Consider the following 24,631-nt stretch of genomic DNA (forward strand, 5'->3'; position numbering starts at 1 on the left):
GCAGCTGCAATGGACCCGGGTAGTCGGCAGATGTTTCAAAATGGGCAGTTCAGCGGATGTGTGGTGAATCTGGCGGCCCCTTCGCGGGCAAGCCTCGCTACTACAGGTTAGCGTGATCTGTAGGAGCGAGGCTTGCCCGCGAAGACGGCTTGTCAGGCGACGAAGATCACGCGCCTGGAACGAAATGCTTCTGCGCCGTACCCCGTGCGATCAAACGGGAGATGTAATCCAGTTTCTGCGCGTCCTGGTCGACGAAGCGGAACGTCAGTTGCAGCCATTCGCTGTCGGGTTTCTGTTCGTGGGCGACGATGGCGTGCAGGTAGCCGTTCAGGCGGGCGACTTCGGCGTTGTCGCCCTGCTCCAGATCGAGCACGGCGCTGTCGAGCACTTGCGGCAGGGCTTCGCTGCGTTTGACCACCAGCAGCGCTTCCTTGAGGCTCAAGGCCTTGATCACGCATTGCTGAATGCCGTTCGGCAGGCGCAATTGACCCTGGCCACGACCGCCGGTTGGCGCTGCAGACGCTGCTGGCGCCTTCACCGGCGGGCTGTTGAGCAAACCGCGGGACGGTACAGCAGCCGCTGGAGCAGGGGCAGGTGCGGCGGCGACAGGTTTGGCAAACGGGTTGGCCGCGACCGGCGCGGCTGCAGGCGCGACCACAGCAGCCTTGCCGCCGGTCAATGCGCTCAACGAATCGTTGCCGAACGCCGAGTTCATTTTGGTCGGCGCGCTGTTCATCAAGGTATCGAGCTTGCCGACCTTGTTCAGGGCCTGCTTGACCTTGGTCAGCAACTGCTCGTTGGTGAATGGCTTGCTGACGTAGCCGGAAACCCCGGCCTGGATCGCCTGGACGACGTTCTCTTTATCGCCCCGGCTGGTCACCATCACGAACGGCATGGTCTTGAGGTTGTCCTGCTCGCGGCACCAGGTCAGCAGCTCCAGGCCGGACATTTCCGGCATCTCCCAGTCGCACAGGACCAGGTCGAACGCTTCCCGTGCCAGCAAGGCCTGAGCCTTTTTGCCGTTGACCGCGTCTTCGATCCGAATGCCCGGGAAGTAGTTGCGCAGGCACTTTTTCACCAGGTCACGAATGAACGACGCATCGTCCACGACCAACACACTGACCTTACTCATCCATCACCCCTTTAAAAAATCCCGGCAAGCATACCGCTTTGCTGATGGCACATTGCCAAAAACCTTCAGTCACGCCGGGACTTTTCGTTCGCGGGTGCTGCTTCAAATTCGTAAACCCCTAAACAAAAACGCCCGGCCAAAAGGCCGGGCGCTTTACTTGGGCAATACTACTTATCGTCAACTTCGCCCGGAACATTAGCGGTTTCACCACTTGTGCCTTCAACTTCTTCCTTCATGCGCTTGAGGCCCAGGTGACGCACATCGGTGCCGCGCACCAGGTAAATCACCAGTTCGGAGATATTGCGCGCGTGGTCGCCGATCCGTTCCAGCGAACGCAGCACCCAGATAATGCTCAGAACCCGCGAGATAGAGCGCGGGTCTTCCATCATGTAGGTGGCGAGTTCACGCAGGGCGGTCTTGTACTCGCGGTCGATGATCTTGTCGTACTGCGCCACCGACAACGCCAGGTCGGCGTCGAAGCGGGCAAACGCGTCCAGGGCATCACGCACCATGTTGCGCACCTGGTCACCGATGTGGCGAACCTCGACGTAACCGCGCGGGGCTTCGCCTTCCTCGCACAACTGGATGGCACGACGGGCGATCTTGGTCGATTCGTCGCCGATGCGCTCAAGGTCGATCACCGACTTGGAGATGCTGATGATCAGACGCAAGTCGGACGCCGCCGGCTGACGACGGGCCAGAATGCGCAGGCATTCTTCGTCGATGTTGCGTTCCATCTGGTTGATCTGGTCGTCGATCTCGCGAACCTGCTGGGCCAGGCCGGAGTCGGCCTCGATCAGCGCCGTCACGGCGTCGTTGACCTGCTTCTCTACCAGCCCGCCCATAGCCAGGAGGTGGCTGCGCACTTCCTCCAGCTCAGCGTTGAACTGCTGGGAGATGTGATGGGTAAGGCCTTCTTTACTAATCATGTTGGCGTCCTTGGAGCGTCCGGTAAGGTGCGGTGGGCCGCAGCGTCAGTTCAGTGAGCAACCACAGCTTCCTAGCCGTAACGACCGGTGATGTAGTCTTCGGTCTGCTTCTTCGCCGGATTGGTGAACAGGGTATCGGTGTCGCCGAATTCCACCAGTTTGCCCATGTACATGAACGCCGTGTAGTCGGAAACACGCGCGGCCTGTTGCATGTTGTGGGTCACGATGACGATGGTGAATTTCGATTTCAGTTCGTAGATCAGCTCTTCGACTTTCAGCGTCGAGATCGGGTCAAGTGCCGAGCACGGTTCATCGAGCAGCAGCACTTCCGGTTCCACGGCGATGGTGCGCGCGATGACCAGACGTTGTTGCTGACCACCGGACAGGCCCAGTGCCGACTCGTGCAGACGGTCTTTGACTTCGTCCCACAGCGCCGCGCCTTTCAACGCCCACTCGACGGCTTCGTCGAGGATGCGCTTCTTGTTGATGCCCTGGATGCGCAGGCCGTAGACCACGTTTTCGTAGATGGTTTTCGGGAACGGGTTCGGCTTCTGGAACACCATGCCGACACGACGGCGCAGCTCGGCCACGTCTTCGCCCTTGCGGTAGATGTTGTTGCCGTAGAGGTTGATTTCGCCTTCTACGCGGCAGCCGTCAACCAGGTCGTTCATGCGGTTGAAGGTGCGCAGCAGCGTGGACTTGCCGCAGCCGGACGGGCCGATGAAGGCCGTCACGCGCTGTTTCGGAATGTTCAGGCTGACGTCGTACAGCGCTTGTTTTTCGCCGTAGAACAGGTTCAGGCCCGGCACTTCGATGGCCACGGTTTCCTGCGCCAGGCTCAGGCTCTGTTTGTCGCGGCCCAGGGCAGACATGTTGATGCCGTGGGTATGTGCTTCGTGCTGCATGGGAGGCTCCCTGTGCTGACAAATTCGGTTCTTTGAACCACTGGCCTGGCCAATGGATTACTCAAAATCTGTGTTTGACGCCGATCCTTGTGGGAGCTGGCTTGCCAGCGATGCAGGCGATGCCGTGTCTCAGTAACACCGCAGTGATGCCATCGCTGGCAAGCCAGCTCCCACAGGACTTGTATTAGCTGTCCAGCGCTTTGTACTTCTCGCGCAGATGGTTACGGATATAAACGGCCGACAGGTTCAATGTCGCGATCACCAGTACCAGCAGCAGCGCCGTGGCGTACACCAGCGGTCGTGCGGCTTCGACGTTCGGGCTCTGGAAGCCGACGTCATAAATATGGAAGCCCAGGTGCATGATCTTCTGATCAAGGTGAAGGTACGGGTAGTTGCCATCCAGCGGCAGCGACGGCGCCAGTTTCACCACACCCACCAGCATCAGCGGCGCCACTTCACCGGCGGCGCGAGCCACGGCGAGGATCATGCCGGTCATCATCGCCGGGCTGGCCATCGGCAGTACGATCTTCCACAACGTCTCAGCCTTGGTCGCGCCGAGGGCCAGCGAGCCTTCACGTACGGTGCGAGGAATCCGCGCCAGACCTTCTTCGGTGGCCACGATCACCACTGGCACCGCCAGCAGCGCCAGGGTCAGCGACGCCCAGAGCAAACCCGGTGTACCGAAGGTCGGTGCCGGCAACGCTTCAGGGAAGAACAACCGGTCGACCGAGCCGCCCAGCACATAAACGAAGAAGCCCAGACCGAACACGCCGTAAACGATGGCCGGAACGCCCGCCAGGTTGTTCACGGCGATGCGGATAATCCGGGTCAGCGCGTTCTGCTTGGCGTATTCACGCAGGTAAACCGCCGCCAGTACGCCGAACGGGGTCACGATCATCGCCATGATCAGGGTCATCATCACGGTGCCGAAAATCGCCGGGAAGATCCCGCCTTCGGTGTTCGCTTCACGCGGGTCGTCGCTGAGGAATTCCCAGACCTTGCTGAAGTAGAAACCGATCTTGGTCATCGTGCCCATGGCGTTCGGCTGGTAGGCGTGAACCACTTTGCCGATGCCGATTTCAATCTCTTTGCCGTTCGCATCGCGGGCCGTCAGGGCGTCGCGGTTGAACTGGGCGTGCAGATCGTTCAGGCGCGCTTCAATGTCCTGATACCGTGCGTTCAGCTCGGCGCGCTCGGATTCCATGTCCGCTTGCGCGGTGGCATCGAGCTTGCCGGCCAGTTCCAGTTTGCGACCGTGCAGACGGATGCGTTCGAGACCGGCGTTGATCGCGCCGATGTCGACTTTTTCCAACGTCTTGAGCTGCGCGGCGAGTTGGTTGACGCGGGCAACACGGGCCTGCAACTCAGGCCACGCGGCTTCGCCTTCAGCGATGACTTTGCCGTCCTGTTTGACGTTAACCAGGTAGCCGTAGAAATTGCCCCACTCGCGACGCTCGATGGCCATCAGCTCAGGTGGCGTCTTCTGGTTGGTCAGCCACTCGCCGACGATCCAGGTGAAGTCGTTGCCGTTCAGGTCACGGTTGCCGACCTTGATCAGCTCGCGGGTCATGAACTCCGGGCCCTGATCGGGCACCGGCAGCCCGGCGCTTTTCAGGCGCGCGCGCGGCACTTCTTCTTTCTGCACCACTTCACCGATGACCAAGTGATTGGCCTGGCCCGGCACGTCGTAGCTGGCGTGAATCAAGTCCGCCGGCCAGAAGTGACCGAGACCGCGCACGGCAATCACCGCCAGCAGGCCAATGGTCATGATGACCGCGATGGACACCGCGCCACCGCTGATCCAGACGCCGGGGGCGCCGCTCTTGAACCATCCATTCAGGGAGTTCTGTTTCACAGACTTCTACCTTTCTTAAAGCGACGAGTATTTCTTGCGCAGACGCTGACGAATCAGTTCCGCGAGGGTGTTCATGACGAAGGTGAACAACAGCAGCACCAGCGCCGAGAGGAACAGCACGCGGTAGTGGCTGCCGCCGACTTCCGATTCGGGCATTTCCACCGCGACGTTGGCGGCCAGCGTTCGCAGACCTTCGAACAGGTTCATTTCCATGACCGGAGTGTTACCGGTGGCCATCAGCACGATCATGGTTTCACCGACCGCACGGCCCATGCCGATCATCAACGCCGAGAAGATGCCCGGGCTGGCGGTGAGGATCACCACCCGCGTCATGGTCTGCCACGGCGTGGCACCGAGTGCCAGGGAACCGAGGGTCAGGCCGCGAGGCACGCTGAACACGGCGTCTTCGGCGATGGAGTAGATGTTCGGGATCACCGCGAAGCCCATGGCCAGACCGACCACCAGTGCGTTGCGCTGGTCGTAGGTAATGCCCAGGTCGTGGGAGATCCACATGCGCATGTCGCCGCCGAAGAACCAGGTTTCCATGTACGGGCTCATGTACAGCGAGAGCCAGCCCACGAACAGGATCACCGGAATCAGAATCGCGCTCTCCCAACCGTCCGGCACTTTCAGGCGGATGGACTCAGGCAGGCGACTGAAGACGAAACCCGCCACCAGGATGCCGATCGGCAACAGCATCAGCAGGCTGAAGATGCCCGGCAAATGCCCTTCTACATAAGGTGCGAGGAACAGGCCGGCGAAGAAACCGAGGATCACCGTCGGCATCGCTTCCATCAGCTCGATCACCGGTTTGACCTTGCGGCGCATGCCCGGGGCCATGAAGTACGCGGTGTAGATCGCAGCAGCGACGGCCAGTGGAGCGGCCAGCAGCATGGCGTAGAACGCGGCTTTCAGGGTGCCGAAGGTCAGCGGAGACAAGCTCAGCTTCGGTTCGAAATCGGTGTTGGCGGCGGTCGATTGCCAGACGTATTTAGGCTCGTCGTAGTTCTCGTACCAGACCTTGCTCCACAGCGCGCTCCAGGACACTTCCGGGTGCGGGTTGTCGAGCAGCAACGGTTGAATCTTGCCGCCGGCTTCGACAATCACGCGGTTAGCCCGTGGCGACAGACCGAAAAGGCCTTGGCCTTCTACGACTTGATCCACCAGCAAGGTGCGGTGCGCGGTGCTGTGGAACACGCCGAGCTTGCCGGAGGCGTCGAGGGCGATGAAGCCTTTGCGACGTTCTTCGGCGGTGATTTCAACAATCGGCGTGGTGCCCATCTGGAAGGTGCGGATCTGCTTCAGGCGCAGCTCACCATCCGGGTCGCGGGCCATGAACCATTGGGCCAGACCACCTTTGGAGTCGCCGAGGATCAGCGAGATACCGCCCACCAGTTGGGTACTGGCGGTAATTTCGGCATCGCCGTTTTCGAGCAACTTGTAGCGACCGTTGAGGCTCTTGTCGCGCAGGCTGAACACGTCGGCTTGCGCACGACCGTTAATCACATACAGCCACTGCTGACGCGGGTCGACGAAGATGTTCTTCACCGGCTCGGTCATCTGTGGCAGATCGATGCGCTTCTGCTCGTTGGTGATTTCGCCGGTCATCATGTTTTCTTCGCTGGTCAGCGAGAGCACATTGAGTTGCGAACCGGTGGAACCGACCAGCATCAGGGTCGAATCCGTGGCGTTGAGGCTAACGTGCTCCAGGGCACCGCCCGCCTCGTTCAGCGCGATCGGGGTTTCGCCGTACGGGTATTCGACGGCCGGCGAGATGGTTTTCTTGCCATCCGGGTAGCTGACTTTATAGGTGTGACGGAACACCAGGGCCTGACCGTTGGAGAAACCCACCGCGACCAGCGGATGACCGGGCTGGTCTTCGCCGATGGACGTGACGCTGGCTCCCGCCGGGACCGGCAGATCGACGCGCTTGAGTTCAGCGCCACTGTCGATATCAAAGAACAGCGCCTGCCCTTTGTCGGAAACCCGCATGGCGACCTGGTTCTGCTCTTCCAGGGAGATCATCAGCGGCTTGCCGGCGTCTTGCATCCAGGCGGGCGTGATGGATTCCTTGGCAGTCAGGTCGGCACCCTGGAACAGGGGCAAGACGACGTAGGCAAGGAAGAAGAAGATCAGTGTGATCGCGCCAAGAACGGCAAGGCCGCCAACAAGGACGTACCAGCGGGTCAGGCGATCCTTGAGCGCGCGGATACGGCGCTTGCGTTGCAACTCAGGCGTATTGAAATCAATTCGCTTGGGGGGATTTGTAGTCATGGTGGAATTGGCCAGATCAGTCATGCGCACACCCTAGCGATCCTGTATGACAGAAAGATGACAATGCAGTGACGCAACAAATCCGCCGCCAGCGGTAACTGGCAGTGGATAGGAAATTTGGGGGGCCGGCGTACCGGCATTTGTAGGAGCGGAGCTTGCTCGCGAAGGCGTCATTACATTCAACATCAATGCTGACTGAACCACCGCTTTCGCAGGCAAGCCTCGCTCCTACAGGTCCGGGTTTACCCCGGACCTAGGGTTTTACTTTTTTGCGACTTCAGCGCCGCCTTCCGCAAGACCCAGGTCAGCCAGGGCTTTTGCAGCAACCTTGGCCGGCAGTGGGATGTAGCCGTCTTTCACCACAACTTCCTGGCCCTGTTTGGACAGAACCAGCTTCACGAACTCGGCTTCCAGCGGGGCCAGAGGCTTGTTCGGGGCTTTGTTGACGTAAACGTAGAGGAAGCGCGACAGCGGGTACTTGCCGTTCAGGGCGTTTTCTTCAGTGTCTTCGATGAAGTCAGTGCTGCCTTTCTTGGCCAGTGCAACAGTCTTCACGCTAGCAGTCTTGTAGCCGATGCCCGAGTAACCGATGCCGTTCAGCGAGGAGCTGATCGACTGCACGACCGAAGCCGAACCTGGTTGTTCGTTGACGTTTGGCTTGTAGTCGCCTTTGCACAGGGCTTCTTCTTTGAAGTAGCCGTAGGTGCCGGATACCGAGTTACGACCGAACAGCTGAACCGGCTTGTTGGCCAGGTCGCCGGTCACACCCAGGTCGCCCCAGGTTTTCACGTCGGTTTTAGCGCCGCACAGACGAGTGGACGAGAAGATCGCGTCGACTTGTTCCATGGTCAGGTGCTGGATCGGGTTGTCTTTGTGTACGAAAACAGCCAAGGCATCCACGGCAACCGGGATAGCGGTTGGCTTGTAGCCGTACTTCTGCTCGAAGGCAGCCAGTTCGGTGTCCTTCATCTTGCGGCTCATCGGGCCCAGGTTAGAGGTGCCTTCAGTCAGCGCAGGTGGCGCAGTGGCGGAGCCAGCGGCCTGAATCTGGATATTTACGTTCGGGTATTCTTTTTTGTAGTTCTCAGCCCACAGGGTCATGAGGTTGGCCAGGGTATCGGAGCCGACGCTGGACAGGTTGCCCGACACACCAGTGGTCTTGGTGTAGCTCGGGATCGACGGGTCAACAGCGGCGAACGCGTTGGCAGTCGCAACGCCAGCAGCGACAAAAGTCATTGCCGCCATCAAACGCTTCAGTTTCATGCCTTACTCCTAGCAGATAGAGTGTGTTAAGTCGGGGCCAAGTATCAGCAGGCCGTGTGAACACTCTATGGCTGAAATATGACAATTGGATGAAAGGCCAGCATTCGAGTTTTTTACCGAACAATTCATGCGCCCTAATCGCTAGCAGGCTAGCTCCCACATTGGAACGCATTTCAATGTGTGAGCTAGCCTGCTAGCGATTAGGGCCGGTACAGCTACAGACAATTTCGGAATCAGCGCCCCTTCTTCCAGAGATAAGCACCCACCAGAATCCCGACCCCGCACAGAACCGCGACGTAATACGCCGGGCCCATCGGGCTTTCCTTGAGCAGCAGGCTGACGATCATCGGCGTCATGCCACCGAAAATGGCGTAAGCCACGTTGTAAGAGAACGACAGGCCGCTGAAGCGCACCACCGGCGGGAATGCCTTGACCATGACGTACGGAACCGCGCCGATGGTGCCCACCAGCAAGCCAGTCAAAGCGTACATCGGGAACAGCCAGTCAGGATGCTCGGCCAGGCTGTGGTAGAAGGTCCAGGAACTGGCCAGCAACGCGGCACAGCCGAACACGAACACCCGGCCCGCGCCGAAGCGATCCGCGAGGGCGCCGGAAATGATGCAGCCAATGCTCAGGAACACGATCGCCACGCTGTTGGACTGTAAGGCGGTGGTCGGCGAGAAGTGGTGGACCGTCTGCAACACAGTCGGGGTCATCAAAATCAATACCACGATGGCAGCGGACAGGAGCCAGGTCAGCAGCATGGAAATCAGAATTGCCCCGCGATGGTCGCGCAACACAGCGCGCAGCGGCACTTCTTCGGCCAGCGCCTTGCGCAGTTGCAGCTCGGCGAAAACAGGGGTCTCGTGCAACCAACGGCGCAGATAAACCGAGAACAGCCCGAACACACCGCCGAGCAGGAACGGGATCCGCCAGGCGTAATCCGTCACTTCCACCGGGGTGTAGAGGCTGTTGATCGCGGTGGCGACCAGCGAACCCAGGAGGATGCCCGCCGTCAGACCGCTGGTCAGGGTGCCGCAGGCGTAGCCGATGTGCCGCTGCGGTACGTGTTCGGAAACGAAGACCCACGCGCCAGGCACCTCACCACCAATCGCCGCGCCTTGTATCACCCGCATCAGCAGCAACAGGATTGGCGCCCACATGCCGATTTGCGCGTAGGTCGGCAGCAAACCCATGATCAGGGTCGGCACCGCCATCATGAAAATACTCAGGGTGAACATCTTCTTGCGACCCAACAGGTCACCGAAGTGCGCCATCACGATCCCGCCCAGCGGCCGTGCCAGGTAGCCGGCGGCAAAGATGCCGAAGGTCTGCATCAGGCGCAGCCACTCGGGCATGTCGGCCGGGAAGAACAGCTTGCCGACCACCGTTGCGAAGAACACGAAAATGATGAAGTCGTAGAACTCCAGCGCGCCGCCCAGGGCGGACAGCGATAAAGTCTTGTAGTCATTGCGGGTCAACGGACGTGCGGATTGCGTTGGCTGCGCAGTGCTCGAGGGCGCTGTGGTCATGGCAAGGGCTTCTCTTATAGTCGGATCTGCAACCCCAACAACGCTGGCGGAGGCTTGGGCAGGTCCGGCACGATAGCAAATTGTTCGAAAAAGCACATAGAGGTGCGTATTTGACGGTCAAAATGAGAACCGGACGGTCGTCTCGGAGTCTACCGACCGATATACTCGCGATCTTGCAACAGTTTGAAAGGGTTGCTGTGCGAAGACGCTGCTGGCCTACCAGTCGATTTCGCAGAGTTTCCCTTTAGGCGCCTTACGAAAAACGTGACGAACGTAGTATGTTCGGGGCTGAATCGTTTTTCCTTGAGACGGCTATTCACCTGAAGTACCAATGAAGAGTCACGGGTCAGAGGCACCCCCGGCATGATAGAGCTCGAACAAGAAGATCCAATCCCGCAAGGCGACCTGGCCCTGCAAATTACCGCGCTTCCCCGTGAAACCAATGGTTTCGGCGATATTTTCGGCGGCTGGCTGGTGGCGCAGATGGATTTGGCCGGCACCGCAATGGCCAGCAAAGTCGCTGGCGGCCGGGTGGCTACCGTGGCGATTGACCGCATGGCGTTCCTGGTTCCGGTGGCGGTGGGCGCTCAGCTCTCCTTCTATACCCAGGCACTGGAAATCGGTCGCAGCTCGATCCAGATGATGGTTGAGGTCTGGAGCGACGATCCACTGTCCAGCGAGTGGCGTAAAGTGACTGAAGCCGTGTTTGTGTTCGTGGCCATCGACGGCAGCGGTCGCACCCGTTCGGTTCCGCCACGCGCACGTTAAACACGGCGACCGTTTTGCGGTGTCCATTGCAGTCCTGTTCCCGATCGAGAGTTGCCCCATGAGCACGCCCAACGTTGAAGCCGTGAAACTGGACGAACTGAACTGCTGGCGCATCCGCCACGGTCAGGCCGAATTGCTGGTGGCCCAGCAAGGTGCGCACATCCTGAGTTATCAATTGGCTGGCCAACCGCCGCTGATCTGGCTCAACGACGAGGCTGTGTTCAAGAGTGGCAAGAGCATCCGCGCCGGCGTGCCAGTGTGCTGGCCGTGGTTCGGCAATTTTTCGCGCAACCCGCAGAGCGTCCAGGCGATGCGCGTCAGCAGCGAACCGCCGACCGCCCACGGTTTTGTACGGGCGATGGACTGGGAGCTGGGCAGCATCGAAACCGAAGGTGAAAGCCTGAAGGTGGAATTCGTCCTGCCCTACCCTGAAGGCGGCTTCCCAGGCTGGCCGCATCAGGTGGATTTGAAGTTGAGCATTCGACTGGATGAACAACTGCACATCAGCCTGACCAGCCACAACGAAGGCAGCGACACCGTCACGATCAGCCAGGCGCTGCACAGCTATTTCGCGGTCAGCGACGTGCGCAATGTGCATGTTGAAGGGCTGGATGGCTTGAATTACATCGAGACGCTGGATGACTGGAAAACCGTGCCCCAGACCGGTGACCTGCGTTTTAACGGCGAGACTGATCGCATCTACCTCAACACCCCGGCGAAACTCACCATCGTCGATCCAGCTTGGGAACGGCGCATCGAGCTGACCAGCAGCGGCTCACGCTCGGCGGTGATCTGGAACCCGTGGATTGATCGAGCGACGGCGTTCAGTGATATGGCAGAGGATGGCTGGCAGCGGATGCTGTGCATTGAAACGGCGAATGTGATGGATGATGTGGTGGCATTGGCGCCGGGCGCGAGCCATACCCTCGGTGTGAGCATCGGTAGCAAGCCTCTGTAACACCACAAACCTAATGTTGGAGCGAGCCTGCTCGCGATGGCGATATAACAGTCAACATAGACGCTGAATGTTATGGCCTCATCGCGAGCAGGCTCGCTCCCACATTTGGATCACCTACAGATCCGACTCCTTCACCACTCTGACTTTCGCCGCATCCAGCGCATACGCCGCATCGGCCAAATCATTGTTGACCTTCTCGATCTTCAACGTGCCCGTTACCCACAGCGGTGTGTAGATATCATCCAGCTTCAACCCTTTCGGATAGCGCACCAGCACCAATTGGTTAGGCGGCGGTGGCGGCACATGGATGCAAGCCCCCGGATACGGCACGAGGAAGAACAGCGTGCTGCGACCCTTGGCGTCGGATTCCAGCGGCACCGGATAACCGCCGATACGGATGTTCTTGTCATTCATCGACGGTACGGTTTTGGTCGAATACATCACCGCCGGCAAGCCCTTGCTCTGCTTCATGCCACCCTTTTCGGTAAAGGTGCCATTGGCTTCGGGGGAGTCGTGGTCGATTTCGGGCATGGCCTCGAGGGCTTTCTGGTCCGACTTGGGCATCAGTTCGAGCCAGTCGGTTTCCGGCAGTTCGCCGGCATGGGCGAGGCCCGAACCCAGAAAAAGAAGAGTCAACAGAAGACGGCGCATGAAGGTGCTCGGCAAGAGAGAGGACGGTAAAACGCCGAGCATTCTAGCCCTCCCTGCGTGCGGCGCAGAGAGGGCTTTGTCGCTTGGATCAGTTTCTTTTGATCAAGCCGTAGATCACCAGCAAAATCACGGCGCCAACCAGCGCCCCCAGGAAGCCTGCGCCTTGGCCTGCCTGATAGAAGCCCAGGGCCTGACCGCCGTAAGTGGCCGCCAGCGAACCGCCGATACCGAGCAGGATGGTCATGATCCAGCCCATGCTGTCATCACCCGGTTTCAGGAACCGGGCCAGCAGGCCGACAATCAAGCCGATAAAGATGGTTCCGATAATTCCCATGGCATTTCCCTCTGGTTGAATGGCAATGCCCAAAGCCTAGTCAGACTTTGGCATCCTGCCATGAGAGAACGGCGGCCCCTGAATGGTTCCGCCGCGGCCACATGAAACTATTCCGCGATCAGCGCTTCGACCTTGAGGATCTGTGCCGCCAGTGTCTCGCGGTCTGCACAACGCAGGTTGGCGTGACCGACCTTGCGGCCGACCTTGAACGCCTTGCCATAGTGATGCAGATGGCAATCGGCGATGGCCAGGACTTTTTCGGTCTCCGGCACTTTACCGATGAAGTTGAGCATGGCGCTCTCGCCCACCTTGGCCGTCGACCCCAACGGCAGACCGGCAACAGCCCGCAGGTGGTTTTCGAACTGGCTGCATTCGGCACCTTCAGTGGTCCAGTGCCCGGAATTGTGTACGCGCGGGGCAATCTCGTTGGCCTTCAGGCCACCGTCGACTTCAAAGAACTCGAACGCCATCACACCAACGTAGTTCAACTGCTTGAGTACGCGGCTGGAGTAGTCTTCCGCCAAGGCTTGCAACGGGTGGTCGGTGCTGGCCACGGACAGTTTGAGGATGCCGCTGTCGTGGGTGTTGTGAACCAGCGGGTAGAACTTCGTTTCGCCATCGCGGGCACGCACAGCGATCAGCGACACTTCGCCGGTGAACGGCACGAAGCCTTCCAGCAGGCAGGCAACGCTGCCCAGTTCAGCGAAGGTGCCGACCACATCTTCAGCGGTGCGCAGGACTTTCTGGCCCTTGCCGTCGTAACCCAGGGTGCGGGTTTTCAACACGGCCGGCAGACCGATGGACGCCACGGCGGCATCCAGGTCGGCTTGCGACTGGATGTCGGCGAACGCCGGAGTGGGAATCCCCAAATCCTTGAACATGCTCTTCTCGAACCAGCGATCGCGGGCGATGCGCAGGGCTTCGGCGCTCGGGTAGACCGGGACGAATTGCGACAGGAAGGCCACGGTTTCAGCCGGAACGCTTTCGAATTCGAAGGTCACCAGATCGACTTCATCGGCCAGTTGACGCAGGTGATCCTGATCGCCGTAATCGGCCCGCAGGTGTTCGCCCAACGCGGCTGCGCAAGCATCCGGCGCAGGGTCCAGGAAAGCGAAGTTCATGCCCAGCGGAGTGCCCGCCAGCGCCAACATGCGACCCAACTGGCCGCCACCGATTACACCGATCTTCATCGTCAACAACCTCAGGCGATGCGTGGGTCTGGATTGTCCAGGACGCTGTCTGTCTGCTCAGCACGGAAGGTTTTCAGTACTTCGTGGAACTGCGGGTGCTTGGCGCCCAGGATACTCGCCGACAACAGCGCTGCGTTGATTGCGCCAGCCTTGCCGATGGCCAGGGTGGCGACCGGAATGCCCGCAGGCATCTGCACAATAGAGAGCAGCGAGTCGACGCCGGAAAGCATCGACGACTGCACCGGCACGCCCAGCACCGGCAGGTGGGTCTTGGCCGCACACATGCCTGGCAGGTGGGCCGCGCCACCGGCACCGGCGATGATCACCTCGATGCCACGCGCCTCGGCCTCTTCGGCGTACTGGAACAGCAGGTCCGGGGTCCGGTGGGCAGAGACCACTTTCACCTCGTAAGGGATGCCGAGCTTTTCCAGCATATCGGCGGTGTGGCTAAGGGTGGACCAATCGGACTTGGAGCCCATGATCACGCCAACCAGTGCACTCATCGTCGTGCCTCTTCTCTCTGGGCGCCCGCAGGCGCGTCAAAAAACAACAAGCCACGCAAAATGCGTGGCTTGATTGTACGAAAAATGGCCGGACGAACCGGCCGAAGGCCGCGCAGTATACCTCAATGAAGCAGATAAACAGCCCCTTGAATGACCTTCTGTCTTATCACCCATTCGTACGTCAACCGACTGGTTTAACTGACTCGAAAGTCAGAGCCAAGAGCGGATCGGGATTCTTTCGAGCCTTGATCAAATCATAACTTCTGCAACACAACCAGCCGATACAAAACACTTAATACCGCTTATATATTTATGCAGTTACTCGCCCACAACCTTATTAAATATTTGAGGCACCCATGAGCACTTTAAAAAACATACTCACAACATTCGCAATGTTATTAATCCCGCTAACCACCTACGCAACGCAGGTAATCGATGAAACACCCTGGCCATTAGCTACATTGCTCACACCCAAAAGCTTAAGCAATGTTGCCGTCGAAAGAAGACCCCTTTTTGTTATTGCCTTTGTGCATGATGATGTTCATGAAACGACAATCTCTTCGCTTTTCTCGCACCACCTTGTTCCGCTCATCAAAGAGCTCCAGGAAACAACGGGGCGCAAGGTATCCGTGCGACTCGTTCGCGACGAGCCGCCCTACACTAACTATGCGTACAAAGGTGCGAGTCAAACATCATATGATGGATGGAGAGAACTAGGCACCCACTACCGAGACAAGAACAATCTCCCTGTCAACAGAACCACTAAATTCATATTGCTTACAAAAGACTACATGAATGACGAGACTGCGGGGCTCGCAGTGAGCGGCCAACAGTTTGCCATTGCTTCGTTAGTTCACAAACAAGTAGTCGGGCACGAAATAGGGCATTTGCTGGACGCACAACACGAACTCTCGGAAGAGCGATTCTACGGCTGGATCTGCGAAACTTTCATGATACCGAAAGTTAATCCTTTGAAAGGTAACTGCGAAGTCTTTACCGATCCCAACCGTTCACGCATCAACGCCTACCTGGCCAACGTTCCATAAATCGAGATGTTCTAGGAATGACTACCTGCCGCCCCGCCCTCAAGCTTGCGCCACAACAACCGCACGTTCGCCTTGCGAACCAGCGCGCAGCGATACAGGCGAATTTCCAGTGGCACATGCCATTGCGGGCCGCCGCAGACCACCAGCTCACCGCGCGCCAGCTCGGCGCGCACGCTGAGCTGCGGCACCCAGGCGATACCCAGGCCTTCGAGTGCCATGCTTTTCAGGCTGTCGGCCATCGCCGTTTCGTAAATGGTGGTGAAGCGCAGCGCCCGCTGACGCAGCAGCATGTTCACCGAGCGCCCGAGAAACGCGCCGGCGCTGTAGGCGAGCAGCGGCACGCTTCCCTCGCCTTCGAGGTCGAACAGCGGCTTGCCATCGGCGTCCGCTGCGCACACCGGGAGCATTTCGGTGTGGCCCAGGTGCAGTGACGGGAAAATCTCCGGGTCCATCTGCAGGGCGGCATCCGGGTCATAAAACGCCAGCATCAGGTCGCAACCGCCCTCACGCAATGCATGCACGGCGTCGCCAACGTTAGTGGCGACCAGACGCGTGGCAATGTTCAGCCCTTCGTTGCGCAGCTGCGCGATCCAGCGTGGGAAGAAACCCAACGCCAACGAGTGCGCAGCAGCGACCTGCATCACTTCGCCCTGCCCGCCTTCCAAGTGATGAAGGTGACGCAGCACTTCGCCAAGCTGTTCGACCACGGTACGCGCGGTGACCAGGAACAACTGCCCCGCCGCGGTCAGCTCCACCGGCGTGCGCGAGCGGTTGACCAGTTGCAGCCCCAGCGCTGCTTCCAGGCTGCGAATCCGTCGGCTGAATGCCGGCTGGGTCACGAAGCGGCGTTCTGCAGCCTGGGAGAAGCTGCGGGTGGCGGCCAGGGCACTGAAGTCCTCAAGCCATTTACTTTCCAGATTCATCACGTCCTCCCGGACACGCACCAATTTAGGTCACACGCTCGCCACACACGCGGCGTCACATGGGCATTATGCCGAATGTGCATAGGCCAGTGTTTAACAGCATTGGCCGAAAATTCTCCACAAGCCTAGCATTTGCAGTGTTCCGGCACAGACCGGGTCCATATCGAGATGATTTCTATCATGTCCTCCGCTGCATCTTTCCGCACAGAAAAAGACCTGCTTGGCGTACTCGAAGTACCGGCTCAAGCGTATTACGGCATCCAGACCCTGCGAGCGGTGAACAACTTCCGTCTCTCCGGCGTTCCGATTTCGCATTACCCGAAGCTGGTTGTCGGTCTGGCGATGGTCAAACAGGCCGCCGCTGACGCCAACCGCGAGCTGGGTCACCTGAGCGAAGCCAAGCACGCAGCCATCAGCGAAGCCTGTGCACGATTGATCCGCGGCGATTTCCACGAAGAGTTCGTGGTGGACATGATTCAAGGCGGCGCTGGCACGTCGACCAACATGAATGCCAACGAAGTCATCGCCAACATCGCGCTGGAGGCCATGGGCCACAGCAAGGGCGAATACCAATACCTGCACCCGAACAACGACGTGAACATGGCGCAGTCGACCAACGACGCCTACCCGACTGCGATCCGTCTGGGTCTGCTGCTGGGTCACGACGCACTGCTGGCCAGCCTCGACAGCCTGATCCAGTCGTTCGCCGCCAAAGGTGAAGAATTCAGCCACGTTCTGAAGATGGGCCGTACCCAGCTGCAAGACGCCGTGCCGATGACCCTCGGCCAGGAATTCCGCGCTTTCGCCACTACCCTGAGCGAAGACCTGGCACGCCTGAAAACACTGGCACCAGAACTGCTGACCGAAGTGAACCTGGGTGGCACCGCGATCGGTACCGGCATCAACGCCGACCCGCGCTATCAGGCTCTGGCCGTTCAGCGTCTGGCGCTGATCAGCGGTCAACCGCTGGTTCCGGCGGCCGACCTGATCGAAGCCACCTCCGACATGGGCGCCTTCGTGCTGTTCTCCGGCATGCTCAAGCGCACCGCGGTCAAGCTGTCGAAGATCTGCAACGACCTGCGTCTGCTGTCCAGTGGTCCACGCACCGGCATCAACGAAATCAACCTGCCGGCGCGTCAGCCAGGCAGCTCGATCATGCCAGGCAAGGTCAACCCGGTTATTCCGGAAGCCGTGAACCAGGTTGCCTTCCAGATCATCGGCAACGACCTGGCGCTGACCATCGCGGCCGAAGGCGGCCAACTGCAACTGAACGTGATGGAGCCGCTGATCGCCTTCAAGATCTTCGACTCGATCCGTCTGCTGCAACGCGCCATGGACATGCTGCGCGAGCACTGCATCACCGGCATCACCGCCAACGAAGCCCGCTGCCGCGAACTGGTCGAGCACTCGATCGGCCTGGTCACCGCGCTGAACCCGTACATCGGCTATGAAAACGCCACCCGCATCGCCCGTATCGCCCTCGAAAGCGGCCGCGGCGTGCTGGAACTGGTGCGCGAAGAAGGCTTGCTCGACGAAGAAATGCTCGCCGACATCCTGCGCCCGGAAAACATGATTGCTCCGCGTCTGGTTCCGCTTAAAGCCTGATCCGACGCATCAGTAGCACCGCTCACCAGGTCGAGGGACTAGACACCTCTCACCTTTTGAGGGCTTGGGGATCACTCTCCAAGCCCTTTTTTTTAACTCTTTGTAGGAGCGAGCTTGCTCGCGAAGATCGTTAACGATAACGCGATTAATCTGATGCCCCGTGGTGTCATTGCGTTTTTCGCGAGCAAGCTCGCTCCTACATGAGCCCGACGCCATTACGTCAGGTGTTTCAAAGCTTCGTTTCGCCGAACGCACCACAACAGTGCAGACGGACGGCACACTCATCGGTATAGTGCCGCCCCTCTTCGCGTGAGCGGTCGTCGGTAACGAGGCCCAAACCCATGCGAAACCCGAACTAATAACAAACCCGCAATATGAAATCGGGACGAACATTCGCCTCGCCTGTTTTGCCATGCGCAAACCGGTGTAACGCGATGTTTCCGACCGCCCAGCATTTGCCTAAACAAAAAACAGCGAGGAATAATCCATGCTCGAAGTCATTAACGACTTCCTCTCAGGGAAAGTACTGATCGTGCTCATTGTCGGGCTCGGTAGCTACTTCACGATCCGCTCGCGTTTCGTTCAATTGCGTCACTTCTTCCACATGTTCGCGGTGTTCCGCGACAGCCTCAAAAGCAGCGCCGGTCAACTCAGCTCCTTCCAGGCCCTGATGCTCAGCCTCGCCGGCCGCGTCGGTGCGGGCAACATCGCCGGTGTCGGCATTGCCGTGACCCTCGGTGGGCCAGGTGCGGTGTTCTGGATGTGGGTGACCGCACTGGTCGGCATGTCCAGCAGCTTCTTTGAATGCTCCCTCGGCCAGCTCTACAAACGCGCCGACGCCGACGGCACTTACCGTGGCGGCCCGTCCTACTACATCCAGCACGGCCTGCAGAAACGCTGGTTGGGCATGATCATGGCGTTACTGTTGCTTGTGACCTTCGGGTTCGCGTTCAACGGCCTGCAATCCCACGCCGTGACCCACTCGCTGAACAACGCGTTCGGTCTCGACACCACCTGGACCGGCCTGGCCCTGGCAGTGTTGCTGGGCCTGGTGTTCATCGGTGGGATCAAGCGCATCGCCAAGGTTGCTGACCTGCTGGTGCCGGTGAAAACCCTGGTGTACATCGGCGTGACCATCTACGTGATCGTGCTGCAATTCGACCACGTTCCGGGCATGTTGATGACGATCGTCAAAAGCGCTTTCGGTCTCGACCAGGCTTTTGGTGGCCTGATCGGTAGCGCCATCGTCATGGGCGTGAAGCGTGGCGTGTTCGCCAACGAAGCGGGCCTGGGCAGTGCGCCGAACGTGGCGGCCGTGGCGTCGGTTGAACACCCGGTTTCACAAGGCGTCGTTCAGGCGTTCAGCGTGTTCCTCGATACGTTCGTGATCTGCACCTGCACCGCATTGCTGATCCTGCTCTCGGGCTTCTACACCCCGGGCTTTGAAGGCGATGGCATTGCCCTGACCCAGAATTCGCTCGCCGCTGTCGTGGGCGACTGGGGCCGGATGTTCATCTCCGTGGCACTGGCGCTGTTCGTGTTCACCTCGATTCTCTACAACTACTACCTGGGCGAGAGCAACCTGCGCTTCCTGATCGGTGAAAACCGCAAGGCGCTGATCGGCTACCGCGCGCTGGTATTGGTGTTGATCTTCTGGGGTGCGATCGAGAACCTCGGCACGGTGTTCGCATTTGCCGACATCACCATGACCCTGCTCGCGTTCGTGAACCTGATTGCGCTGTTCCTGCTGTTCAAGGTCGGCATGCGCATCCTGCGTGACTACGATGACCAGCGCGCTGCCGGCATCAAGACGCCGGTGTTCGATTCGAGCAAGTTCCCGGATCTGGACCTGGACCTGAACGCCTGGCCAGCCAACCCGCCAGCTGCCGCCAAGGCTGAAGCTGAGCCGCAAGGCGTACCCGCAGCGCAACGCTGATCGGTAAAAAACCGGGCGCATCCCCTGCGCCCGGCGTGACACAGCGTGCGGCCGGCGTCATGCTCGGCCGCATGCTGTCATCGTTCCCGGAGAACCCCCATGAATTCCTCGACCTACCCTGCCGCCCAGCACGTCATGGTGCTCTACACCGGTGGCACCATCGGCATGCAAGCCAGCGAACATGGTCTGGCACCGGCATCCGGTTTTGAAGCGCGGATGCGCGAATACCTGCACAGCCAGCCGGAGCTGGTGGTGCCACAGTGGCGCTTTCGCGAAATGTCGCCGCTGATCGACAGCGCCAACATGTCTCCGGCGTACTGGCAGCAATTGCGCGAGGCGGTGGTCGACGCCGTCGACGTACAGGGCTGCGACAGTGTGCTGATTCTGCACGGCACCGACACGCTGGCTTACAGCGCTGCGGCCATGAGTTTTCAATTGCTCGGCCTGCACGCCCGCGTGTGCTTTACCGGTTCAATGCTGCCGGCCGGCGTGACTGACAGCGATGCCTGGGAAAACCTCGGCGGCGCGCTGGTCGCCCTCGGCCAAGGCCTGGCGCCGGGCGTGCACTTATACTTCCACGGTGAACTGCTGGCCCCGACCCGTTGCGCGAAGGTGCGCAGTTTCGGTCGGCATCCGTTCAAGCGGCTGGAGCGTCAGGGTGGCGGCGTTAAAGCGCCCTCGATACCTGAGCAACTGAACTACAACCAGCCAAAGCAATTGGCGAAGGTTGCGGTGTTGCCGCTGTTTCCAGGCATCGGCGCCGAAATCCTTGATGGCCTGCTCGACAGCGGCATTCAGGGCCTGGTGCTGGAGTGCTACGGCAGTGGCACCGGGCCGAGCGACAACCCTGAGTTTCTTGCCAGCCTCGGTCGCGCGCGGAACAACGGTGTGGTGGTGGTTGCGGTGACTCAGTGCCATGAAGGTGGCGTCGAGCTGGATGTCTACGAGGCTGGCAGTCGTTTGCGCGGCGTTGGCGTACTTTCGGGCGGCGGTATGACCCGTGAAGCGGCGTTCGGCAAGTTGCATGGGTTGCTGGGGGCCGGTCTCGACACCGCCGAGGTTCGGCGGCTGGTAGAACTCGATCTCTGCGGCGAACTGAGCTGATCTTAAGGCCGGACACAAAACCCTGTGGCGAGGGAGCTTGCTCCCGCGAGACCGGGCTGGCGCTCCAGTGCAAAGCACTCCTGAACCCCGACGACAGAACAAGTTCAGGAATGTTGCGTCAGCCGGATTGCGGCCGCTGCGCGCCCGAGCGGGAGCAAGCTCTCTCGCCACAGGTAATGGTCGTCACACGATGGGCACATAACTTGCTGCTCTCCAGCCATCCCAAGGCTGGAAGCTGCCCATGCTCCACTCCCACCTCACCACCCTCAACGCCGTCTCTTTGGTGCTCAATGCCTTCAAAGGCGAAGGCCTGTCGAGCGAAGCGCTGCTCGCCGGAAGTGGCATCAGTGCGGCGGATCTGAGCCGGGCCGACACGCGCATCACCACCAATCAGGAGATGCAGGTCTGCGCCAACGCGGTTGCGCTCAAGCGTGACATCGGCCTGGAGCTGGGTCGACGCATGCACGTTTCCTGCTACGGGATGCTCGGTTATGCACTGCTCACCAGTGCCACCTTCGGTGACGCTTTGCGCCTGGCAATGCGGTATCCGGCCCTGTTGGGAACACTTTTCGAGCTGAGCCTGGAGAACGACGGCGAACGCATCTGGTTCGTCGCCGCCGACTACCGGGAGAGTCCGGCGATGGCGGTGTTCAATGCCGAGTTCTGTCTGGTGTCATTGAAAGTCATCTGCGACGACCTGCTCGGTCACTCGCTGCCGCTGCTGGCGGCGCGCTTCGAACACGCCGCCCCCGACTACGAGGCAACTTACGCCGAGCATTTCAATTGCCCGCTGCACTTCGACGCGCGGGACAACGCCTTTGCCTTCGACAAGCGCTGGCTCGACCAACCCCTGCCGCTCGCGGATGTCATCACCCATCAGGCCATGGCCGAACGCTGCCGCAAACAGAACACCGAGTTCACCGGGCGCCAGGCGTGGCTGGGGCGGATTCGCCAACTGCTCAGCGCTCAACTGAATGCGGCGCCAGGGCTCGAAGGGTTGGCCGAGCAGATGAATTGCTCGGCGCGGACCCTGCGCCGGCACCTCAAGGATCTGGGGTGCAGTTATCAGGAATTGCTGGATGAGCTGCGGTTCGAGCAAGCCAAGCACATGCTCTGCGAAGACCAGATGCCGATTTACCGAATCGCCGAAGCGCTGGGTTTCAGCGAGACCGCGAGTTTCCGGCATGCGTTTGTGCGCTGGAGTGGGGTGGCGCCGAGCCAGTTCAGGCCCTGAAATGTGGCGAGGGAGCTTGCTCCCGCTGGTCTGCGCAGCAGACCCAAACCGAGCATCACGTTCTTCCATTCAGATAGTGCGTGCAGTTTTACGACTGCTACGCAGCCGAGCGGGAGCAAGCTCCCTCGCCACAGAGGGGCGAATTTCGGTCAACTATTTTGGCCATATCGATCCCCTTTTGGCCTTTCCTGCCGTTCTCCGAATCGCCGTCCGCCGCAAGACTGTAGCCAACCGAATCAGCCTGCGGAGAACAAGAAATGCTGACGATCTACTCGGACGATCACCACCTGCACCACGGCCGTTGCGAATTGATAGACGGGCAACTCAAGCCCTGCTTTGAAATGCCTTCGCGTGCCGACCACGTGTTGGCGCGGGTGCAAAACCAGAACCTCGGCCCTGTTGAAGCGCCGAAGGATTTCGGCCTCGACCCGATCGCACGCATCCACAGCCGCGACTACCTCGACTTCTTCAAAGGCGCCTGGTCCCGTTGGACCGAGTTCAACACCGACGGTGACTTGTTGCCCTACACCTGGCCGGCCCGCACCTTGCGCGCCATCAAGCCCACCAGCCTGCACGGCCAGCTCGGCTATTACAGCTTCGACGGTGGCGCGCCGATTACCGCCGGCACCTGGCAAGCAGCGTACAGCGCAGCCCAAGTGGCGCTCACGGCGCAGGCAGAAATCCAGCGCGGCGCACGCAGCGTCTTCGCGTTGTGCCGTCCACCGGGACACCATGCCGCCAGCGACTTGATGGGCGGTTATTGCTACCTCAACAACGCCGCCATTGCCGCTCAAGCCTTCCTCGATCAGGGCCACAAGAAAGTCGCAATCCTCGACGTCGATTACCACCACGGCAACGGCACCCAATCGATTTTCTACGAGCGCAGCGACGTGCTCTTCACCTCGATCCACGGCCATCCGGAAGCCGAATTCCCGTTCTTCCTCGGCTATGACGACGAACTGGGCGAAGGCGCGGGCGAAGGCTTCAACTTCAACTACCCTTTGCCCGCCGGCAGCGGCTGGGACACCTGGAGCGCAGCACTGGAACAAGCCTGCAAAGAGATCGAAAAATACGGCGCCGACATCGTTGTCGTGTCCCTGGGCGTCGATACGTTCAAAGACGATCCGATCTCCCAATTCAAACTCGACAGCCCGGATTACCTGGCGATGGGCGAGCGCATTGCGAAGCTCGGCGTGCCGACGTTGTTCGTGATGGAAGGCGGTTACGCGGTCGAAGAAATCGGCATCAACGCCGTGAACGTTCTTGAAGGTTTTGAAAGCGCTCAATGAGGAAACAACAATAATGAACAGACTCAAGCGTCTTATCGTCCCCACCCTGTGCGCCACGGTGCTCAGCGGGGCCGCTTACGCCGAAGAGCGAACGTTGCGCGTCTACAACTGGTTCGACTACATCACCCCCAAAGCGCTTGAAGACTTCAAGGCGCAGAACACCCAGACCAAACTGGTCTACGACATCTTCGACACCAACGAAGCGCTGGAAGCCAAGCTGCTGACCGGCAACTCCGGTTACGACGTGGTGGTGCCGTCCAACGTGTTCCTCGCCAAGCAGATCGAGGCAGGCGTTTTCCAGCCGCTGGACCGCAGCAAACTGCCGAACTGGAACCACCTCGATCCCAAGCTGATGAAGCTGATCGAAGCCAACGATCCGGGCAACAAATTCGCCGTGCCGTACATGTACGGCACCATCCTGATCGGCTTCAACCCGGACAAGGTCAAAGCCGCGCTGGGCGCCAATGCGCCGGTGGACAGTTGGGACCTGATCTTCAAGGAAGAGAACATCAGCAAGCTCAAGCAGTGCGGCGTCGCCCTGCTCGACTCGCCGTCAGAGATCCTGCCGCTGGCCCTGCAACACCTTGGCCTGGACCCCAACAGCAAGAAGCCGGCGGACTATGAAAAGGCTGAAGCGCTGTTGATGAAAATCCGGCCGTACGTCACTTACTTCCACTCCTCCAAGTACATGGCCGACATCGCCAACGGTGACATCTGCGTCGCGGTCGGTTATTCCGGCAGCTTCTCCCAGGCCGCCAACCGCGCCAAAGAAGCAAAGAACGGGGTGATCGTCGACATGCGCCTGCCCAAAGAAGGCGCGCCGATCTGGTTCGACATGCTCGCCATTCCAAAGGGCGCGAAGAACACCGAGGACGCCTACACCTTCATCAACTACCTGCTGCAACCCCAGGTGATCGCACCGGTCAGCGACTTCGTCGGTTACCCGAACCCGAACAAGGACGCCACGGAAATGGTCGACCCGGCGATCCGCAACAACCCGAACCTGTACCCGACCGAAACGGCGATGGGCACGCTTTACACCCTGCAACCTCTGCCGCGCGATGCTGAACGCGCGCGGACGCGAGCCTGGACCAAGATCAAGTCCGGGACCTGATTCCCCTCAGGTGAAACACGCCCCTGTCGCAGCAGGCTTCGTCAGCTGCTACAGGGCGTGTATTTCAGTCGCGGTTTTTTGCCCGC

At 59.9% G+C, this 24,631-nt stretch carries 21 protein-coding genes; 9 read left to right on the top strand and 12 right to left on the bottom strand.

The window, feature by feature from the left end; genetic code table 11:
* Positions 1-166: 166 nt before the first annotated feature.
* From KJF94_RS26100 to KJF94_RS26130, 7 genes are all read right to left on the bottom strand, one after another.
* The gene (locus KJF94_RS26100) at positions 167-1,132 is read right to left on the bottom strand and encodes a response regulator (protein WP_214379891.1); all 966 of its coding nucleotides are present in this window, start codon (positions 1,130-1,132) and stop codon (positions 167-169) included.
* 167 nt (positions 1,133-1,299) lie between these two features.
* Positions 1,300-2,061, bottom strand: coding sequence for a phosphate signaling complex protein PhoU (phoU, locus tag KJF94_RS26105; RefSeq protein ID WP_214379893.1), 762 nt, complete (start codon positions 2,059-2,061; stop codon positions 1,300-1,302).
* 71 nt (positions 2,062-2,132) lie between these two features.
* Positions 2,133-2,966, bottom strand: a complete 834-nt coding sequence (pstB, locus tag KJF94_RS26110; RefSeq protein ID WP_214379895.1) for a phosphate ABC transporter ATP-binding protein PstB — start codon at positions 2,964-2,966, stop codon at positions 2,133-2,135.
* 184 nt (positions 2,967-3,150) lie between these two features.
* Complete coding sequence (gene pstA / locus KJF94_RS26115) at positions 3,151-4,821, bottom strand: phosphate ABC transporter permease PstA (protein WP_214379898.1); 1,671 nt, start codon at positions 4,819-4,821, stop codon at positions 3,151-3,153.
* Positions 4,822-4,836: 15 nt separating this feature from the next.
* Positions 4,837-6,870 carry an ABC transporter permease subunit gene (locus tag KJF94_RS26120; protein WP_214384960.1) on the bottom strand — a complete coding sequence of 678 codons (2,034 nt, stop codon included), beginning with the start codon at positions 6,868-6,870 and terminating at the stop codon, positions 4,837-4,839.
* A gap of 486 nt (positions 6,871-7,356) precedes the next feature.
* The gene (locus KJF94_RS26125) at positions 7,357-8,358 is read right to left on the bottom strand and encodes a phosphate ABC transporter substrate-binding protein PstS (RefSeq protein WP_214379900.1); all 1,002 of its coding nucleotides are present in this window, start codon (positions 8,356-8,358) and stop codon (positions 7,357-7,359) included.
* A 233-nt stretch (positions 8,359-8,591) separates the two neighbouring features.
* Positions 8,592-9,890, bottom strand: coding sequence for an MFS transporter (locus KJF94_RS26130; protein WP_214379901.1), 1,299 nt, complete (start codon positions 9,888-9,890; stop codon positions 8,592-8,594).
* 363 nt (positions 9,891-10,253) lie between these two features.
* Between KJF94_RS26130 and KJF94_RS26135 the strand changes: the two genes are divergently transcribed.
* Entirely contained in the window at positions 10,254-10,658 is a 405-nt protein-coding gene (locus KJF94_RS26135; RefSeq protein ID WP_007896491.1) for an acyl-CoA thioesterase, read from the top strand.
* A 58-nt stretch (positions 10,659-10,716) separates the two neighbouring features.
* Positions 10,717-11,616, top strand: a complete 900-nt coding sequence (locus KJF94_RS26140; RefSeq protein WP_214379903.1) for a D-hexose-6-phosphate mutarotase — start codon at positions 10,717-10,719, stop codon at positions 11,614-11,616.
* A gap of 114 nt (positions 11,617-11,730) precedes the next feature.
* Here KJF94_RS26140 and KJF94_RS26145 read toward each other — a convergent pair whose 3' ends face one another.
* From KJF94_RS26145 to purE, 4 genes are all read right to left on the bottom strand, one after another.
* Positions 11,731-12,267: a DUF3299 domain-containing protein gene (locus KJF94_RS26145; protein WP_214379905.1), complete on the bottom strand. Its 537-nt coding sequence runs from the start codon at positions 12,265-12,267 to the stop codon at positions 11,731-11,733.
* An 88-nt stretch (positions 12,268-12,355) separates the two neighbouring features.
* Positions 12,356-12,601 (bottom strand): GlsB/YeaQ/YmgE family stress response membrane protein, encoded by a 246-nt coding sequence (locus tag KJF94_RS26150; RefSeq protein WP_084317707.1) that lies wholly within the window; start codon positions 12,599-12,601, stop codon positions 12,356-12,358.
* A 107-nt stretch (positions 12,602-12,708) separates the two neighbouring features.
* Entirely contained in the window at positions 12,709-13,791 is a 1,083-nt protein-coding gene (locus KJF94_RS26155; RefSeq protein ID WP_214379907.1) for a 5-(carboxyamino)imidazole ribonucleotide synthase, read from the bottom strand.
* Positions 13,792-13,802: 11 nt separating this feature from the next.
* Entirely contained in the window at positions 13,803-14,294 is a 492-nt protein-coding gene (purE, locus tag KJF94_RS26160; protein WP_090326730.1) for a 5-(carboxyamino)imidazole ribonucleotide mutase, read from the bottom strand.
* 356 nt (positions 14,295-14,650) lie between these two features.
* Here purE and KJF94_RS26165 point away from each other — a divergent pair, with 356 nt between their 5' ends.
* Positions 14,651-15,340, top strand: coding sequence for a hypothetical protein (locus tag KJF94_RS26165; RefSeq protein ID WP_214379909.1), 690 nt, complete (start codon positions 14,651-14,653; stop codon positions 15,338-15,340).
* Between the two features lie 11 nt (positions 15,341-15,351).
* On the opposite strand, the gene KJF94_RS26170 is transcribed toward KJF94_RS26165, so the two are convergent.
* Positions 15,352-16,263, bottom strand: coding sequence for a LysR substrate-binding domain-containing protein (locus tag KJF94_RS26170; protein ID WP_214379910.1), 912 nt, complete (start codon positions 16,261-16,263; stop codon positions 15,352-15,354).
* Between the two features lie 180 nt (positions 16,264-16,443).
* Here KJF94_RS26170 and aspA point away from each other — a divergent pair, with 180 nt between their 5' ends.
* The 6 genes from aspA (at position 16,444) to KJF94_RS26200 (ending at position 24,545) form a co-directional block, all read left to right on the top strand.
* Positions 16,444-17,868 (top strand): aspartate ammonia-lyase, encoded by a 1,425-nt coding sequence (gene aspA, locus KJF94_RS26175; RefSeq protein WP_214379912.1) that lies wholly within the window; start codon positions 16,444-16,446, stop codon positions 17,866-17,868.
* A gap of 487 nt (positions 17,869-18,355) precedes the next feature.
* A complete protein-coding gene (locus tag KJF94_RS26180) occupies positions 18,356-19,804 on the top strand; it encodes an alanine/glycine:cation symporter family protein (protein WP_214379914.1) in 1,449 nt (482 codons plus the stop codon).
* Positions 19,805-19,903: 99 nt separating this feature from the next.
* Positions 19,904-20,908 carry an asparaginase gene (locus KJF94_RS26185; protein WP_214379916.1) on the top strand — a complete coding sequence of 335 codons (1,005 nt, stop codon included), beginning with the start codon at positions 19,904-19,906 and terminating at the stop codon, positions 20,906-20,908.
* Positions 20,909-21,149: 241 nt separating this feature from the next.
* The gene (locus KJF94_RS26190) at positions 21,150-22,142 is read left to right on the top strand and encodes an AraC family transcriptional regulator (RefSeq protein ID WP_214379918.1); all 993 of its coding nucleotides are present in this window, start codon (positions 21,150-21,152) and stop codon (positions 22,140-22,142) included.
* Positions 22,143-22,399: 257 nt separating this feature from the next.
* Positions 22,400-23,431: a histone deacetylase family protein gene (locus tag KJF94_RS26195; RefSeq protein WP_214379920.1), complete on the top strand. Its 1,032-nt coding sequence runs from the start codon at positions 22,400-22,402 to the stop codon at positions 23,429-23,431.
* 13 nt (positions 23,432-23,444) lie between these two features.
* Positions 23,445-24,545 carry a polyamine ABC transporter substrate-binding protein gene (locus tag KJF94_RS26200; RefSeq protein WP_214379922.1) on the top strand — a complete coding sequence of 367 codons (1,101 nt, stop codon included), beginning with the start codon at positions 23,445-23,447 and terminating at the stop codon, positions 24,543-24,545.
* Positions 24,546-24,631: the final 86 nt, after the last annotated feature.

Origin of the sequence: Pseudomonas hormoni, assembly GCF_018502625.1 — a bacterium.
GTDB classification, from domain to species: domain Bacteria; phylum Pseudomonadota; class Gammaproteobacteria; order Pseudomonadales; family Pseudomonadaceae; genus Aquipseudomonas; species Aquipseudomonas hormoni.